Annotated in this window: 12 protein-coding genes; 6 read left to right on the plus strand and 6 right to left on the minus strand. The window is 63.0% G+C overall.

The annotated features are described in order from the left end of the window. Position 1 precedes the first annotated feature (1 nt). From E5720_RS08285 to E5720_RS08295, 3 genes are all read left to right on the plus strand, one after another. Positions 2-3,301, plus strand: coding sequence for an MMPL family transporter (locus E5720_RS08285; RefSeq protein ID WP_136170263.1), 3,300 nt, complete (start codon positions 2-4; stop codon positions 3,299-3,301). A gap of 228 nt (positions 3,302-3,529) precedes the next feature. After that, positions 3,530-5,680, plus strand: coding sequence for an MMPL family transporter (locus E5720_RS08290; protein ID WP_136170264.1), 2,151 nt, complete (start codon positions 3,530-3,532; stop codon positions 5,678-5,680). A gap of 292 nt (positions 5,681-5,972) precedes the next feature. Beyond that, entirely contained in the window at positions 5,973-6,464 is a 492-nt protein-coding gene (locus E5720_RS08295) for an HNH endonuclease signature motif containing protein (RefSeq protein ID WP_136170265.1), read from the plus strand. Positions 6,465-6,747: 283 nt separating this feature from the next. Here the strand turns inward: E5720_RS08295 and E5720_RS08300 are convergent, their stop codons facing one another. Together E5720_RS08300 and E5720_RS08305 are read right to left on the minus strand one after the other, a co-directional pair. Next, complete coding sequence (locus E5720_RS08300; RefSeq protein ID WP_210729974.1) at positions 6,748-8,598, minus strand: DUF2339 domain-containing protein; 1,851 nt, start codon at positions 8,596-8,598, stop codon at positions 6,748-6,750. Positions 8,599-8,688: 90 nt separating this feature from the next. Next, the gene (locus E5720_RS08305) at positions 8,689-9,342 is read right to left on the minus strand and encodes a DUF1707 domain-containing protein (protein ID WP_136170266.1); all 654 of its coding nucleotides are present in this window, start codon (positions 9,340-9,342) and stop codon (positions 8,689-8,691) included. Positions 9,343-9,423: 81 nt separating this feature from the next. On the opposite strand from E5720_RS08305, the gene E5720_RS08310 reads away from it, so the two are divergent. Beyond that, positions 9,424-9,813, plus strand: a complete 390-nt coding sequence (locus E5720_RS08310) for an SRPBCC family protein (RefSeq protein ID WP_136170267.1) — start codon at positions 9,424-9,426, stop codon at positions 9,811-9,813. 1 nt (position 9,814) lies between these two features. Here the strand turns inward: E5720_RS08310 and E5720_RS08315 are convergent, their stop codons facing one another. From E5720_RS08315 to E5720_RS08330, 4 genes are read right to left on the minus strand one after another with little or no spacing between them, the layout of a single operon-like run. Then, positions 9,815-10,039: an autophagy-related protein 2 gene (locus tag E5720_RS08315; RefSeq protein WP_136170268.1), complete on the minus strand. Its 225-nt coding sequence runs from the start codon at positions 10,037-10,039 to the stop codon at positions 9,815-9,817. Positions 10,040-10,066: 27 nt separating this feature from the next. Further along, positions 10,067-10,729 carry a response regulator transcription factor gene (locus E5720_RS08320; RefSeq protein WP_210729975.1) on the minus strand — a complete coding sequence of 221 codons (663 nt, stop codon included), beginning with the start codon at positions 10,727-10,729 and terminating at the stop codon, positions 10,067-10,069. After that, on the minus strand, positions 10,729-11,859 hold the full coding sequence (locus tag E5720_RS08325) for a DUF5931 domain-containing protein (RefSeq protein WP_136170270.1): 1,131 nt from the start codon (positions 11,857-11,859) through the stop codon (positions 10,729-10,731). Before E5720_RS08325 ends, E5720_RS08320 begins: the two co-directional genes overlap by 1 nt. Further along, positions 11,852-13,060 carry an AI-2E family transporter gene (locus E5720_RS08330; RefSeq protein ID WP_136172531.1) on the minus strand — a complete coding sequence of 403 codons (1,209 nt, stop codon included), beginning with the start codon at positions 13,058-13,060 and terminating at the stop codon, positions 11,852-11,854. The genes E5720_RS08325 and E5720_RS08330 overlap by 8 nt, the downstream gene beginning before the upstream one ends. Before the next feature lie 88 nt (positions 13,061-13,148). Here E5720_RS08330 and E5720_RS08335 point away from each other — a divergent pair, with 88 nt between their 5' ends. Both E5720_RS08335 and E5720_RS08340 read left to right on the plus strand, forming a co-directional pair. Beyond that, entirely contained in the window at positions 13,149-14,603 is a 1,455-nt protein-coding gene (locus E5720_RS08335) for an adenylate/guanylate cyclase domain-containing protein (RefSeq protein WP_136172532.1), read from the plus strand. A 30-nt stretch (positions 14,604-14,633) separates the two neighbouring features. After that, the gene (locus E5720_RS08340; protein ID WP_210729976.1) at positions 14,634-15,818 is read left to right on the plus strand and encodes a YbhN family protein; all 1,185 of its coding nucleotides are present in this window, start codon (positions 14,634-14,636) and stop codon (positions 15,816-15,818) included. The last annotated feature ends 10 nt before the right edge of the window (positions 15,819-15,828 follow it).

Below are 15,828 nucleotides of genomic sequence, written 5' to 3' on the forward strand. Positions count from 1 at the left end.
AGTGTTCGCCAGATGGGGAGATCTCGTCTACCGCTTGCGGTTCACGGTCATCGGAGTCATGGTGGCCGGGCTTCTGGGCTTCGCAGCGTACGGATTGGATCTCAACGACCATCTGAGCCAGAGCGGCTGGGACGACCCGGGTTCGGAGTCCGCCCAGGCCGCTCGCCTCGCCGACGAGACCTTCGGGCGTGACCAGTCCAGCGATGTGATCGTTCTCTACACCGCGCCCGAAGGTAAAACGGTCGACGACCCGAACTTCAACGCGAAGGTCACCGACAGCCTCAACTCTCTCGTCGGCGAACATCCCGACCAGATCTCCAAGATCAACGGCACCTACTTCAAGGTCGACAACGCCGTCAGCGCCGTGGCGCTGGCCACCCCGGACAGAACCCACGCCATCGCCAGTATCGCGATAGTCGGTGACAACGACACCGAGCTGACCAACAATTTTCAAAAGATCAAGGACGTCTTCTACATAGACGGCGTAGACGTCCAGGTCACCGGTCTGCAGGCAGTCGCCGGAGCCTTGCAGTCGACCATGGCCGGCGATATCCACCGGATGGAACTGCTCGCCATTCCCGCCGTCGCGGTCCTGCTCTTCTTCATCTTCGGTGGCGTCGTAGCCGCGGCGTTGCCCTTGATCGTCGGTGGCCTCACGGTCGTCGGAGCCAACGGAATAGTCAAGGTCTTCACCAACTTCACCGAGGTCAACAGCTTCGTCGCACCGGTGGTCTCTCTCGTAGGGTTGGGCTTGGCGATCGACTACGGGCTCTTCATCGTGTCCAGATTCCGAGAAGAGCTCGGCGACGGCTATTCGACCACCCAAGCTGTCCGACGCACCGTCATGACCGCAGGCCGCACCGTGGTCTTCTCGGCGACGATGATCGTCGCCTCGTTGGGTGGCCTACTTATCTTTCCGCAGGGCTTCCTCAAATCCGTTGCCTACGGCTCGATCGCCACCGTCGCGCTCGCCGCACTGACAGCGATCACGATTCTGCCTGCGATGCTCGCGATCCTCGGCCCACGCGTCGACGCGCTGGGTTTGAAGTTCATGCGCAAGACCAAGTCGTCCGAGGAAATCGAGAACGGCATGTGGGGCAAGCTGACCCGCTGGGTCATGCAGAACCCGCTCAAGGTGACGATCCCGATCGTGCTCGGCCTCGTGTTGCTGACGCTCCCCGTCGGCAACATCAAATTCGGTGGAATCAACGAGACCTACCTGCCGCCCGACAACATCACTCGTGAAGCACAGGGCGAGTTCGACGAACTGTTCCCAGGGTTACGTACCGAACCGCTCAAGCTGATCATCTCCAACGCGCAAGGCTCATCCCTCGCGCAGATCACCAAGCAGGCCAACGAGGCCCCCGGGCTGATCGAGAAGTTCGCTCCCGACGGCGCCAGCAAAGACGGCGTCATCGTCTTCAAGGCCGGCCTCATCGACCGAAACGACTCCAAACCCGCCATCGACTATCTGCGAAGTATCGACGTCCCCGCCGGCGCCACGGTGATGGTCACGGGAACTCCTGCGATCGAGCAGGACAGTATCGCCGCCCTCATCGACAACCTGCCGCTGATGGCACTGCTGGTCATCTTCGTAGTGACGCTGTTGATGTTCTTGACCTTCGGATCGCTGGTGTTGCCGATCAAGGCTGTCCTCATGACGACGCTCGGGTTGGGCGCGACGATGGGCATCCTGACGTGGATCTTCATCGACGGCAACGGCGCGAGCTTCATGAACTTCACGCCCGGGCCGATCATGGCACCAGTGTTGGTGTTGATCATTTCCATCGTCTTCGGACTATCCACCGACTACGAAGTCTTCCTCCTCTCACGCATGGTCGAAGCACGCGAAAAGGGAGCCAGCACCAGCGAGGCAATCCGTATCGGAACCTCGCACACCGGCCGAATCATCACTGCGGCCGCCCTGATCCTCATCGTCGTGACAGGGGCATTCGCGTTCTCCGACCTGGTGATGATGAAGTACATCGCCTACGGCATGATCGCCGCGCTCATCATCGACGCGACGCTCATCCGCATGTTCCTCGTCCCTGCCACCATGAAACTGCTCGGCGACGACTGCTGGTGGGCGCCACAGTGGATGAAGCGAATTCAACAGCGGCTCGGCCTCGGCGAGACGATCCTCGAGGACGAGCTGATGCCGGACGACGTCCCCGAACTCGCGCTCGTCGGCGGACGCCCGGTCACCACCGTGAAGCCGCCGATGAGGCCGGCGCCACGAGCCGCGGAACCTCTGACGGAACCGATCCCGATGATCGCGCCGTCGAGCGCAGGTCCCGTCCGATCGACCTATGCAGCAAAGGAAGCAGAACGGCGTTCGGCGACGGGCAAGCCTGCGACGGCACCATCCGAAGACACTCAGGCAGCCGAGATCGTTCGGGCTGCTCCCCCCGTCGTGCAACCGGAGCCCCAAAAGCCGGTAGTTCGGCAACAGCCGGTAGTTCCGGAGCAGCCGGCAATTCGACGCCAGCCAGTGGTTCCAGACCAGCCGACAGTACGACGCCAGCCGGTGGTTCCAGACCAGCCGACAGTACGACGCCAGCCAGTGGTTCCAGAGCAGCCGGCAGCACCGGAACAGCCGGTGGTTCGGCAGCAGCCACCCCGCACCCCTGAGCCCGTACGGGCCGCCGCGCCGGACTCCCGCTCGATCGAGAGCTGGCTTGCCGATCTTCGTGCGCCTACCGAGTCTCCCGAAGCACCGAAAGAGGCCACAGCAACGCCTGCCGAGCGCTCGGTGTCCAACGGTGCCCGTAACGGCTCCTACAGCACTAGTTCGACCGGCCGTGAGGCTGACAGCTCACGCACCGGAACCGGTGGGAGCCGCGACTACCCCCAAGACAGCGGTTCCGGCGCAGATCGCAAGACCAACGGATCTCCGCGCAACGGCTCCCACACCAATGGCTCCCAGACCAACGGCTCCTCAACCAACGGAGCTCACACCAACGGCGCTCACACCAACGGCGCTGACGACGGCTCTCACACCAACGGTTCCGCTGGTAGCGGCACTGGCGCCCGTCCGAGCGAGCCGCGTACGCGCTACGACATCACGACTCGAAATGCTCCTGGCCGACGCAACGAGACCCCTAGTGATCCGCCGACGCCTACCAGCCCCGAGCGCATGGACTCGACGGTCGGCGCGGACACGCCGTCGCAAGGTCGACGTCGAATCAACGATCCCGTCAATCCTGATCCCGCGGAAGCCGATATCGACAGCGGACGCCACCGGGGCGGTCAGCAGGCGTTGAGCGTCAGCGAACTCCTCGCACGAGAGCGTCGGAAGTAGTCCTAGCGCAGTCGAATCGCACCCCTGGAACGCTCTCGCTGCCGGGACGGTAAAACACGGCTGTGGAATCTCACAGTATGAAATCCGGGAACGCTGCATTCTTTCCGACCGTTGTCCCCCGGGAAGCAAGATCACGACCACAGATCGAGTCGAGGGGCGATGTGTGGTGTCGTACGTCGAGATGGGGGAAGCATGGCTGTCATTACCGAACTTCGAGGAGTGACCTGAGTGTTCGCCCGATGGGGAGATCTTGTCCACCGCTGGCGATTCACGGTCATCGGAGTCATGGTGGCCGGCCTTCTCGGCTTGGCCGCGTACGGGGTCGGATTCGAGAATCGACTGAGCCAGGGCGGCTTCGACGACCCCGGTTCGGAATCGGTGCGTGCTGCTCAGTTCGCCGACGACACGTTCGGACGTGACACAGAGGGCGATGTCATCGTCCTCTACACCGCTCCCGAGGGAAAGACGGTGGACGACCCGAAATTCACTGCCGCGGTCACTGCCAACCTGAACTCGCTTGTCGCAGAACATCCTGAGCAGATCGCGAAGATCAACGGCACCTACTTCACCGTGGACGGCGCTGCCCGCGCAGCCGCGCTGGCAACCACGGACAAGCGGCACGCTGTCACCAGCATCGCGATAGTGGGTGACGACGAGACGGCCCTGACGAACAACTTCCAAGCCGTCAAGGACGCGTTCTACATCGATGGCGTCGACGTCCAGGTTGCGGGACTCCAGGCGGTTGCCGGGGCCTTGCAATCGACGATGGCCGAGGACATTCATCGAATGGAGATCCTTGCCATTCCTGCTGTCGCTGTGCTGTTGTTCTTCATCTTCGGCGGAATCGTCGCAGCTGCGCTCCCCCTCGTCGTCGGCGCCTTGACGGTGGTCAGCGCCAACGGAATTGTCAAGCTGTTCACCAACTTCACCGAAGTCAACACGTTCGTGGCACCAGTGGTGTCGATGGTCGGACTCGGCCTTGCAATCGACTACGGACTCTTCATCGTCTCCCGCTTCCGTGAGGAACTCGGCGACGGATACTCGACTCGAAATGCAGTCCGCCGCACCGTGATGACGGCGGGACGTACCGTGGCGTTCTCTGCGACGATGATCGTTGCCAGTCTCGGTGGCCTGCTGCTGTTCCCGCATGGATTCCTTCGGTCCGTCGCATACGGATCCATTGCGACCGTCGCGCTGGCCGCTCTCGTCGCGGTGACCGTACTACCTGCGCTGCTTGCAGTTCTCGGTCCACGCGTCGACGCGCTCGGCTTCAAGTTCATGCGTAAAACCAAGTCGTCCGAGGAAATCGAGAACGGCATGTGGGGCAAGCTGACCGCCTGGGTGATGCGTCGTCCAGTCAAGGTTGCCGTCACGATCGTGCTCGCACTGCTGGTGCTCACCCTCCCGGTGGGGAGGATCGAGTTCGGCGGAATCAACGAGACGTATCTTCCGCCCGATAACCCGACACGTGCGGCGCAGTCTGAGTTCGACGAACTGTTCCCTGGACAACGCACCGAGCCGCTCAAGCTGGTGATATCGAACGCTCAGGGTGCGTCCCTCGGACAGATCACCAAGCAAGCCAACGAAGCTCCCGGACTCGTCGAGAAGTTCACACCTACCGGTGCAAGCAAAGACGGAGTAATCGTCTTCAAGGCAGGCCTCGAGGACCGCAACGATTCCCAGCCTGCGCTCGACTATCTGCGCGGCATCGACGTTCCGGACGGCGCAAGCGTCCAGATCACGGGAACGCCTGCGATAGAACAGGACTCGATATCTGCGCTGGTGGATCGACTGCCGCTCACCGCGATCCTGGTAGTCCTCATCGTGACGCTGTTGATGTTCCTGACGTTCGGGTCGCTGATTCTGCCGATCAAGGCCGTGCTCATGACCGCGCTCGGATTGGGTGCGACGATGGGCATTCTGACGTGGATCTTCATCGACGGACATGGTTCGGAGTTGTTGAACTTCACCCCGGGTCCGATCATGGCGATGATTCTGCTGCTCATCGGGGCAATCGTCTTCGGGCTGTCCACCGACTACGAAGTCTTCCTGCTCTCGAGGATGGTCGAGGCGCGAGACAAGGGCGCAAGCACCACCGACGCAATCCGAATCGGCACTTCACATTCCGGACGCATCATCACCGCGGCAGCACTGATACTCATCGTGGTGACGGGCTCGTTCGCATTCTCGGACCTGGTGATGATGAAGTACATTGCCTTCGGCATGATTGCCGCGCTCATCATCGATGCGACGGTGATCCGCATGTTCCTGGTCCCGGCAACCATGAAGCTTCTCGGCGACAAGTGTTGGTGGGCACCGGAATGGATGAAGCGCATCCAGCGTCGAACCGGTCTCGGCGAGCCGGTCCTGGAGGACTAGAGCGTCGAGACTTCGGCCGGGGTACAACGTCACAGCGCGCCGTCGGAGCCAGGAACAGACGGCGTGACTCCCCCCGGGCCGTCTTTGCACCGTGTGCGAGTCGGCGCGAAAGGCAGAGAGCGCAACTACGACCTGGTCACGCCCGACTCCGACACTCCGGAGATGTACCTGATCGAAATGTGGCCCACCTCAACTCTTTCGCGGACGCTAGTAGTCAAACACACATCCGGCCGTTGACGGGCTCGGGTTATCAGTGATCGATTCCAGGCCCTAATCTCAGTGCGTCCAGGCAGTGCCGCTGCGGGCACGAATCAAGAAGCGCACGTACATCTCTGGGTTCCTCGACCGGGTCTACACCAGAACGACCAGCACACCTCGGGGGGAGGACTCTGCCCTACGCCGCTACGTCGATCCACTCCTGCGCGAGATCGATCGTGATCCGTCGAAGGTTGCAGGAGTGTTCCCCGACGGGCACGGCGGACTCGAGAATCCACCGCCCGGAGCGTTGACGTATCGGCCTTCGAAAGCTGTGGCCTCGATGATCCGAATGGCCTACCACACGTGTACATGTCCGGGCTGTGACACACCGTCGTCTCGGTGCCAACTCGACCACATCGTCCCGTTCGATCTGGACAATCCTCGGGCAGGCGGATGGACGGTCGGGTCCAATCTGCACCCGGTATGTACTTGTCGTCATCAAGCGAAGACAGCCCGAATGTGGGCGTGCGCCATGCTGTCCGGGGGCGCGATCCTGCGGACGGCAACGCCGGTTCTAGACGGATAACGCTGCCCGACTTCTCGGCTCCGAATTCCCCGCCACTTCGTGTTCGCACAAGGCGGCCGGCGCCCCCGGAGGATTGCCCGGACGGCCCGACCTGGTGGGAGAAACATATGCCTCCCCACACGCATCCCCCTCGCGTTCCGAATACGCCCGGGCGGGCACCGGCAAAGCTCGGTCCAGAATCCGCGAGCTTCGCTGCCGCTTCCGGCAACACCGCGCTACCCAAAATGCCCGCGAACGACGCCGGCCAGCACCCTACTGAGCCGGCGGGCTCGTCCGTACCTTGCTATACCTGTTCGGCCTCACGGTCTGCGAACACCTTTGCGTACCTGGTGCCCGCGAAGAGCAACAGAAGTCCGACGACGATGAAGGCGCCGACACGGAAGAGGCCGTCGAGAGCAACCAGATCGAACAGGAACAGCTTGGCCACAGCAGCAGCAGTCAACGATAGACCCGCCAATAGTGCAGTGTGCGCGTACTTCTCACTCCGAAGCCCCATGATCAGCAATGCCATGGCCACTGCCATCCATCCGATGGTGGCCGCACAGTGACCCGCGATGAAACCTGTTGTGCCGCCGATCGCTCCCACTCCGAGCGCGACCGTCGCGGACGTCAGACCGTAGAGCGAGACAACGCCTGCGAACACCCAGCAGGACTGCACGTTCTGCTCGACGATTCCGAGTTGGACAGCAACCAGAACCAGGCCCGCCGCAACCGCTACCAACAGCAGACCGGCAACCACGACGCCGAAATGTCCGGCGGCGTAGTCCGCATCCATGAGGCCGTCGACGGGTGCGACGACGACGAAACCGATAGTCCCGAGCGCGGCGAATGCACCGCCGAGGAAGTAGGCGATCTTGGACGAGATCTTCTGCGCGAGAACGAGTGCCGCAGCAGCGACCGCCAACAGCGTGAGCGGACGCAGTTCCACTGCGGTCGGAACGACGACGGCCTGCAACAACGCCGCCGCACCGACAAGCGAAAGCACAATCCTGGCATGCACCGGCAACCAGCGTGCCAAGGCGATAGTTGCCGCGCAGGTAACGGCGACCAGGAGTTCGACCAGCGCGAGTGTCCACCGCTCGAACAGGTTGCCCACCAAAAGAATCGGCAGTACACCGAGCGCCATCATCATCGATGCCATCGTGTCGGCGGCGTTGCGGCGAAGGAGTTCGAGCGAGCTTCCCAACCCGAATGCGGCGACGACGGACGCAACGATCAACAGTGTGACGGCATCGCCGATCCCGACTCCAGCGGACGAGGCCTCCGCTATTCCCAGCAACGTGGCGGCAACGATCGGAAGTGTGCGCGCCACATTCAACAGCGGCCAGTCACGTCCGAGCTGGGCGGGAAAGGTCGCGATGAACGTTACCGCGAAAAAACCGATGACCGACAACGTGATTCCGCCGCTGACCACCGGTGCACACACGGCAACTCCGGTAAGAATCAACGCCGCCATCGGCTGCGAACGCCACGACACCGCCAGCGCGATACCAGCCGCTGCGATACCGAAGGCCGCGGCCAAACCGAGAGCCGGCTCGAGCCAGTCGTAGATCACCGTGACGGCCACAACGTCGAGATAAAGACCGGCAACTCCGGTCGCCGCAACAGCGATACCACCGACCCTGCCGCCGGATCGACCGAATATGCGAGACCCGATGTAGACCAACGCCGACGAGAATGCCGCTCCCGCACCGACACGTAGTTCCGGCCCGAACCACCCCGCTTGCGCTGCCAGAACCAGCAGCATCACGATGCCGATCAATGTCACTCCGGCACCGGCGATCGCGAGCAGCCGAGAGATCACACCGTCGCGCTGCCACCATGGCTCCTTCCTCGGCGCGGCAGGCCGGGGCGGTACAGGTTGGGCCGGTACAGGCTGGGGCGGTCGAGGGAACTGTCGAGGCTGGGCAAACTGCTGGGGCTGAGCAAACGGCTGGGGCTGGGGCTGGGGCTGGGGCTGAGCAAACTGCTGGGGCTGGGCAGGAAACATCGGTGCCTGCTGCGCTGCCAGTTGTGAATGCAGCTGCCCGAGTTCGCCGGAAACCTGCCGGAGGTGCTCCCCCAGTGCTGCGAACTGGCCCGACAGTCTCGCCACCAATTGCGGATCGACACCGGCACTACGCGGATTCGTCATGGACAGATCATGTCGGACGCTGCCCGGCGACGGCTGAGTATTTCTACTCCTCGTCACCTAGGGGTTTACCGAGCGGCCCTCGAGAAACACTCAGTTGCCGAACATCCGCCGCAGCGACGTACCCAGGGGATGTTTGGCGGTGAGTGTTCCGAACCGGACCTTTCCGCGCACGATAACGTGCAGCGGCCCGACCGGCGGGCCGGTGCGCACCTTGTTGTTCGCACTCCCCCCGACTGTTTCGAGGCCGTCGAGGTCAGCGGTAGCAGCCGGGGGCAGGATCAGCGATATGGTGCTGCAATAGTCGTTCACCATGATCTCGACGACCTGGGTCGACATGACCGCCTGTGTGAAGTCCAGCGTGACATTCGAAAGTTTGCTGTCGATCGTCATCCGGGGTGGCACGTTCCAAGGACCTTTGCGTGACACCGTCGACATCGTGCCGCGGACGACCGATACCTGACTTCGATCCCACGACACCGTATGCGCCCGGTCGTAGGTGGGGGCGCTCTGCTGAAACGGCACCGAGGCTACGGGGACCGTCGGCCGATACTCCTCGGCAATCTGTATCCCGGGCAGATCCGCCACGACAGCGTTCAGCTCACCACGCGTCTTCGCGGTAAGCGCAGTGTCCATACGTTCGGTGAACTCCCCGAGGGACAACATCCCCAGGCCCACCGCACGCTGCAGCAACTCACCGACATGTTCTTTTTCGGCATCCGATACTCGCAGATTCCTGGCCTCCATGACACCAGGATAATGCCCAGGCGGACCGCCTGCCTTGAACTGCAAGGTTCGCTGGGCCAGCTCGCGGGTACAGCCCACAGTATGGAAATCACGATCGATGCCACCGGCTCGGCTCCCGCAGGGATTGTGTGGGAGCGCTACATGAATCCCGATCTGTGGTCGACGTGGGCGCCACAGATCAGCGGCGTCGACTACGAAGGCGAACGGCTGGTTGCCGACACCGCGGGCAGAGTAGTGGGACCACTCTGGATTCGGATCGACTTCCGTGTGCTCGCCGTCGACGAGGCGGCCCGCACCTGGACGTGGCAGGCCTGGTGGCAAAACCGTGCGCTGGGGTTGACGCTGACCCACGGCGTCGAGTCGCATCCGGCCGGTTCACGGACGTGGTTGACGGTCGACGGCTTCCCAGGGCTGGTGCTCCCGTATGCTCCGATCGCCAAGATCGCCCTCACCCAGTTGGTCAAGAGCTGAGCTACTCGGTTCGCGTCGTGGTCTTCGGGTCCGTCTCGGTGTCGGTGACCTCCGCGGCATCAGGGGTCGGGAACGTCGGCTTGTCGCCCGATCCGTCGAGGTGGTCGTCGAACTCGCGGACGGCCTCCCCACGCTCGGCCGCACTCTGCGCACCGTCCGCATCCAGGCCTGCCGACTTCGCGGTCGGGTCCACCGTCGTATCCACTGGGTTGTCCGTCTCACTCATGGGATGGGGTTGCCCCGAGCAGGCGGCTCACAAACCCTGTTCGATCGCGTAACGCGTCAGCTCGACACGATTGGCTAGCTGCAGCTTGCGGAGTGTGGCCTGCACGTGATTTTCCACCGTGCGATGACTCAACGTCAGTTTGGTCGCAATCTGCTTCGCGCTCAACCCCTTTGCCACGAGGCGTAGCACTTCGGTCTCGCGGTCGGTCAGCGTCGGACGCAGCACTTCGGTGTCGTTCGCGTCCGCGGGGGCGGTGGCGTTGGCGATACGGCGATACTCCCCGAGGACCAGCCCGGCCAGACCGGGAGTGAATACGGCTTGCCCGGCGGCGGTGGCCCGGACGGCGTCGAACAATTCCTCGGCCGATGCACTCTTGACCAGGTACCCGCTGGCACCGGACTTGATTGCGTCGAGCACGTCACCGCGTTCAGCGGAGGCCGACAGCACCAGAATCCGACTGTTCGGCGAACCGAGCAGCACCTGGACCGTCGCATCGGCCCCGTTGCCGTCGGTCAAGTGCATGTCCATCAGCACGACGGCCGGTTGCGTGGCCTGAGCGCGACGCCCCGCGGACCCGACTCCGTCAGCGGTGGCAACGACGTCGAATCCGGCCGCGTCGAGGTCGCGTGCCACCCCGTCGCGCCACATGGGGTGGTCGTCGACGACCATGACAGAAATCTGCTTCTCCATCACTTCCACTCCTTCGGTACTCGAATCTCCCACTCGGTCCCCGTCCCGACATCGCTGTCGAGAACTGCTGTGCCGCCGAGCATCTCAACTCTTCCCAATATCGACTTGGAGACACCCATTCGGCCTTCTGCTTCAGCTTCGGCGAGGCGCCCGGCAGCTATCCCGACGCCGTCGTCACGAATACTCACGATGATGTCGCCGGCTACATCTTCGAGCAGAACATACGCGCGCGCACCCGATCCCGCGTGCAACGTCACGTTCGACAACGCTGTCGCGAGAACGGCAGCGAGCTCCTCGGCGACCGGTTCGTGGACGAGTACTGGATCCGTCGGGGCAGAGATCGACACAGTGGTGCTGCCCTGTTGTCGGAGCAGACTCCCCAGGTCCACCTCTGCATCGCCGGCATCGACGCGGCTCGGGTTCCCCTGTTCGGAGATCAGCATTCGCAGCGCAACTTCTTGCTCACCGGCAAGGTCAGCGAGTTCACCTGCAGCACCGCCGATTTCGTTCCCGCGCCGACGAACCAGCGCCAACACTTGCAGGACGCCGTCGTGCACCTGGCGGGCGAGCCGTTCGCGTTCTTCGGTGATCGCCGCGAGCCTGATGGCCCGCTCCAATTCCGAGTGTGCGCGCTTGGCCGTATTGCTCGCCAACCCGAGCGCAAGCCCGACCGACACCAGAACCGGCGCTGTCGCATCCGTCCACAGATCGAAGTTCACCTGATCGCGCACCAGTGCGCTTACGGCCGCGAGCACGATCGCCGACGCGATTCCGCCTCTGGGTCCGAAGAGAATCGCCGCCGAGATCACCGCATTGGTGGCCCACAATGTCGTCGGGAGAGTTTGGTGAGTGCTGTACCACTGGGGATCGGCGACCAACCGCGTCGATGCCATCAACCCGATGACGACGAGTTGGTCGGCGAACACCACCTTCCATCGCGGCATTCTCGGATTCGAGAGAAGCGCTGCCGAGATCCCGGTCCACACCGCCATCAGGGCCACGAAGAACCAGCTCAGTCGCGGATTGTTGTAAGAGGACATCGAGGCGACCTGATAGCTGACCGCATAGAGCAGGGTGACGAATCGAAACACCTGCGACGCGCGCCAGAGTGGCGTCAGTGCGTCAGTCATCGGGCTGTTCGAGAGTTCCCGGGTCGAGTTGTCGGCTGCGTGGGTGTGGACTGTCCTCCGTTGCCGGGAACAGCGGCTCCGACGGATCGTGTTCCTCCAGCTCCTCGTAGACCTCGTCCGGGTCGTCTGCCAGCAGCGAGCGGATCGCCGTGTTCAGCACTGCCACGATTGGAACGGCCAGCAGGCCACCGATGATGCCTGCCAACAGGATTCCCAAGGTGATGGCGAAAACCACGGCCAAAGGATGCAGTCGTACCGCGCGTCCCAAGAGGAGTGGCTGCAGTACGTGACCTTCCAGTTGCATGACTGCGACGACTATGCCGAGCGTGATCAACGCGGTGATCAGCCCCTTTGTCACCAGTGCGATGAACACTGCGACGAATCCGGTGAGGAAGGCTCCGACTATAGGGATGAACGCGCCGATGAACACCAACGATGCCAGCGGCAACGCCAATGGCACACCGAGAATGGCCAGCCCAGCTCCGATACCGACGGCGTCGGCGGCGGCGACGGCGACGGTGGCGCGAACGTAACCGATCAAAGAGCCGAAGCCCTGGCTACCGGCAAGGCGAATGCGACGCCGTGACGACATCGGGGCCAGCCTGGTGACGAAGTTCCAGATCTGATCTCCGCCGTACAGGAAGAAGATCAGTGTGAACAGCGTCAGCAACCCGCCGGTGAATACCTCACCGATGAACGTCGCGGTGGTCAATGCGCCGGACGTGACCGCAGCCTGATTGTCCTGGACGATCTTGACGGCCTCGTCGCTGGTCTGCCGGATTTGATCTTCACTTATATGAAGTGGGCCAGTGGACAACCAGGACTGGATGTCGTTGATGCTCGCGGTGAATTGATCGCCGAGTTGCGGTAGTCCCTCGATGAATTGCTCGACGACGAACGTCATGATTCCGACGACGACACCGATACTGGCAATGATGACGACGATGACTGCTGCGGATCTCGGAACTCCGCGTCTCTGCATCCAATCGACGATCGGTACCAGCATCGCCGAAGCCAGCAGCGCCAGTCCGATGGGAATGAACACTGTTTCGAGCCGGATGACGACGTAGCAAAGAGTCAGGAATCCGGCGAACAGAACCAGCAGACGCCACGTCCATTCCGCTCCGATACGCACCAACGGATGAACCGAATCCGCGGGCGATCGGGCACCGAAAGGGTCCTTTGGTGCTTCTGCCCGCAGCTCGTCTGTGCCCACCCGGTAAATTTAACCTGTGCTGGCATCTTTCCGAGCGGTCTCGCTCACACTGAAGAGTCGCTGGCCGCTCTATATGGTCTCGATGGGCCTGTCCAACCTCTTCGGCGCGGTGCTCGTATTCGGCTTCGTTCGCTATGGGCTGCCCATAGCCGAGTCGGAGTCGATCATCGCGGACCGATCACGCAATGTCTGGATCTTCAGCATCTATCTGCTGTTCGGAGGCGGGGTCAGCCTCTATTACGCGTCCCGCCTGTTGCGGACGGTCATTCGGTGGCAGCTACGGGGTGGGCCACCCACCCGTAAAGAGCAGATGACTGCGCTGCACGCGCCGTTGCGTCAAGCGATCGTGCATGCCCTCCTATGGGTCTTCGGGGGTGTTCTTTTCGTCTTCCTGACGGTCGCCGAAATGCCGTCGCTCGCCGTCGCCGTCATCGTCACAGTGGTCATGGCTGCCACCGTCACTTTCGGATTCACCTACATGCTCGGCGAACGGATCCTGCGCCCCCTCGCTGCGATGGCACTGAGCGAGGGTCGATTCGACCGGACCATGACACCCGGTATCGGCACCCGGATGGCGATGACCTGGGGGCTGGGCACCCTGATGCCCGTCATCGGCATCATCTTGCTCTGTGTGACCCAGCTGACCACCGATCTGGTGTTCTCCCCCAACTCGCTCGCGATCGCGATCATCCTGCTCAGCATCCTCGCTATCGGGCAGGCGTTCATCCTGTCGATGTTGACGGCCAGCCAGATTTCCGACCCGATCCGGCAACTGCGTCGGGCGATCGAGCGTGTCCAACGCGGCGAGAACGACGTCGAGGTCGACGTGTTCGACGGGAGCGAGATCGGCCGACTGCAAGTCGGCTTCAACCGCATGATGGAGGAGTCCGCGGAACGACGCGTCCTGCGTGAACTGTTCGGCGCACACGTCGGCGAAGACGTGGCGCGCCGTGCATTGCAGTTCGGTACCGAATTGGGAGGCGAGACTCGCTTCGTCGCGGTGCTCTTCGTGGACATGGTCGGGTCGACGGCAACGGCCTCCGAGCGTCCTCCCAGTGAGGTCGTCGTCCTCCTCAACGAATTCTTCCGCGTCGTCGTCGACGTCATCGATCAGCACAACGGATTCGTCAACAAGTTCATGGGTGATGCGGCACTCGCCATTTTCGGCGCACCCCTCGACCGACCCGACGCGCCGACCGCCGCGCTCGCTGCAGCTCGTGACCTGCGGTTCGCCCTCAACGACATCACCGGACTCGACATCGGTATCGGTGTGTCGGCAGGGCTGGCCGTCGCCGGGAACATCGGCGCAGCCGAGCGGTTCGAGTACACCGTGATCGGAGATCCCGTCAACGAAGCGTCTCGATTGACCGAACTGGCCAAGCTGAGACCGGGCCGCGTTCTCGCGTCGACGTCCGCGCTCTACTTCGCCAGCGACGAGGAACAGTCGCATTGGGAACTCGGTGATCAGGTTCAATTACGCGGCCGGCGTAGACGCACACATCTTGCGTGGCCGGTCGAGCATCCCTGACAGCGGGCGCAGTGTGGTTACCCTGTGAAGGTGGCCGAACCAAGACCGGAGTCCGTTGCCGACGGGCCACGGAAGCGGAATCGTCTCCGCTGGTTCAAATGGGTCGTCGGGATTGCCCTGCTCGCACTGCTCATCGGCGAGGGAATCTACCTCTGGCCGCGGTTGCACGAGTCATGGAAGGCCCTCACCGAGATTCATTGGGGCTGGCTCGCCGCATGTGTCTTTGCGCAAGCACTCTCACTGAGCGCGTTCGGCCGCGTCCAGAAGCAACTGCTCGAAGCCGGTGGAGTTCGCGTCCGTCAGTCCAAGTCGGTCTCGGTCATCTACGGCAGCACTGCCATGTCGTTGACGCTGCCCGCCGGACAGGTCTTCTCCACCGCGTTCACCTACCGTGAGACCCGACGGTGGGGCGCAAGTCCAGTAGTCGCCTCATGGCAGCTCGCGATCTCCGGAGTCATCGCGGCCGCGGGACTCGCAGTCCTCGGCGTCGGCGGCGCCCTCCTGGTGGGCGGATCGGTCAACACGTTCACCCTGGTACTGCCGATTGCGGGCGTCGTCCTGATCGTCCTGGGAGGGCGGTACATCTCCGCACACCCGCAGGCGATACGCAGCACAGCCCAGTGGACGTTGCGCAAGATCAACGACTTCCGTAACCGGCCCACCGATACCGGCGCCGAGCGTATCGACGAGATCATCGAACAAGTTCAATCGGTTCGACTCGGCACACGGGACGGCGTGCTCACCGTGTCGTGGTCGGCGGTTCACCGACTCGCCGACGTCGCCTGCCTCGGCTTCGCTTGCTTCGCCGTCGGCGCAGACCCCCGACTCTCCGGTCTGCTCATCGCCTTCGCCGCAGGCAAGGCCGTCGGATCCGTGCCGCTCGCGCCGGGTGGACTCGTCATCGTCGACGCCACCCTGATCGCCTTCCTCACCAGCGCGGCCAGCATCAGCGCGTCACAGGCCGTCGCAGCCGCCTTCGTCTATCGCGGTGTCAGTTTCATCCTCGTCGCGATCGTCGGCTGGATCGTTTTCCTCGTCGTGTTCCGCAACCACCAGCACGAGAACCTCGAATACGACATAGCCGTCGAACAGCGGGAAGCCGTCGAACAGCGGGAAACCGTCGAACAGCGGGAAACCAGGGGCCTGCGCGACGGGTCCCGGCTGCCTCGGGAGGCTCCGCCGCGGGCGGACAACGCCGACCCCGAGTCTGGATAACGGGCTTTTC

Origin of the sequence: Rhodococcus sp. PAMC28707 (assembly GCF_004795915.1) — a bacterium.
Taxonomy (GTDB): Bacteria; Actinomycetota; Actinomycetes; order Mycobacteriales; family Mycobacteriaceae; genus Rhodococcoides.

Coding starts and splice junctions, on each gene's coding strand:
- E5720_RS08310 (WP_136170267.1), top strand. CDS start 9,424: ATGGAAATCACGATCGATGCCACCGGCTCGGCTCCCGCAGGGATTGTG.
- E5720_RS08335 (WP_136172532.1), top strand. CDS start 13,149: ATGGTCTCGATGGGCCTGTCCAACCTCTTCGGCGCGGTGCTCGTATTC.
- E5720_RS08325 (WP_136170270.1), bottom strand. CDS start 11,859: ATGACTGACGCACTGACGCCACTCTGGCGCGCGTCGCAGGTGTTTCGA.
- E5720_RS08300 (WP_210729974.1), bottom strand. CDS start 8,598: ATGACGAATCCGCGTAGTGCCGGTGTCGATCCGCAATTGGTGGCGAGA.
- E5720_RS08320 (WP_210729975.1), bottom strand. CDS start 10,729: ATGGAGAAGCAGATTTCTGTCATGGTCGTCGACGACCACCCCATGTGG.
- E5720_RS08305 (WP_136170266.1), bottom strand. CDS start 9,342: ATGGAGGCCAGGAATCTGCGAGTATCGGATGCCGAAAAAGAACATGTC.
- E5720_RS08315 (WP_136170268.1), bottom strand. CDS start 10,039: ATGAGTGAGACGGACAACCCAGTGGATACGACGGTGGACCCGACCGCG.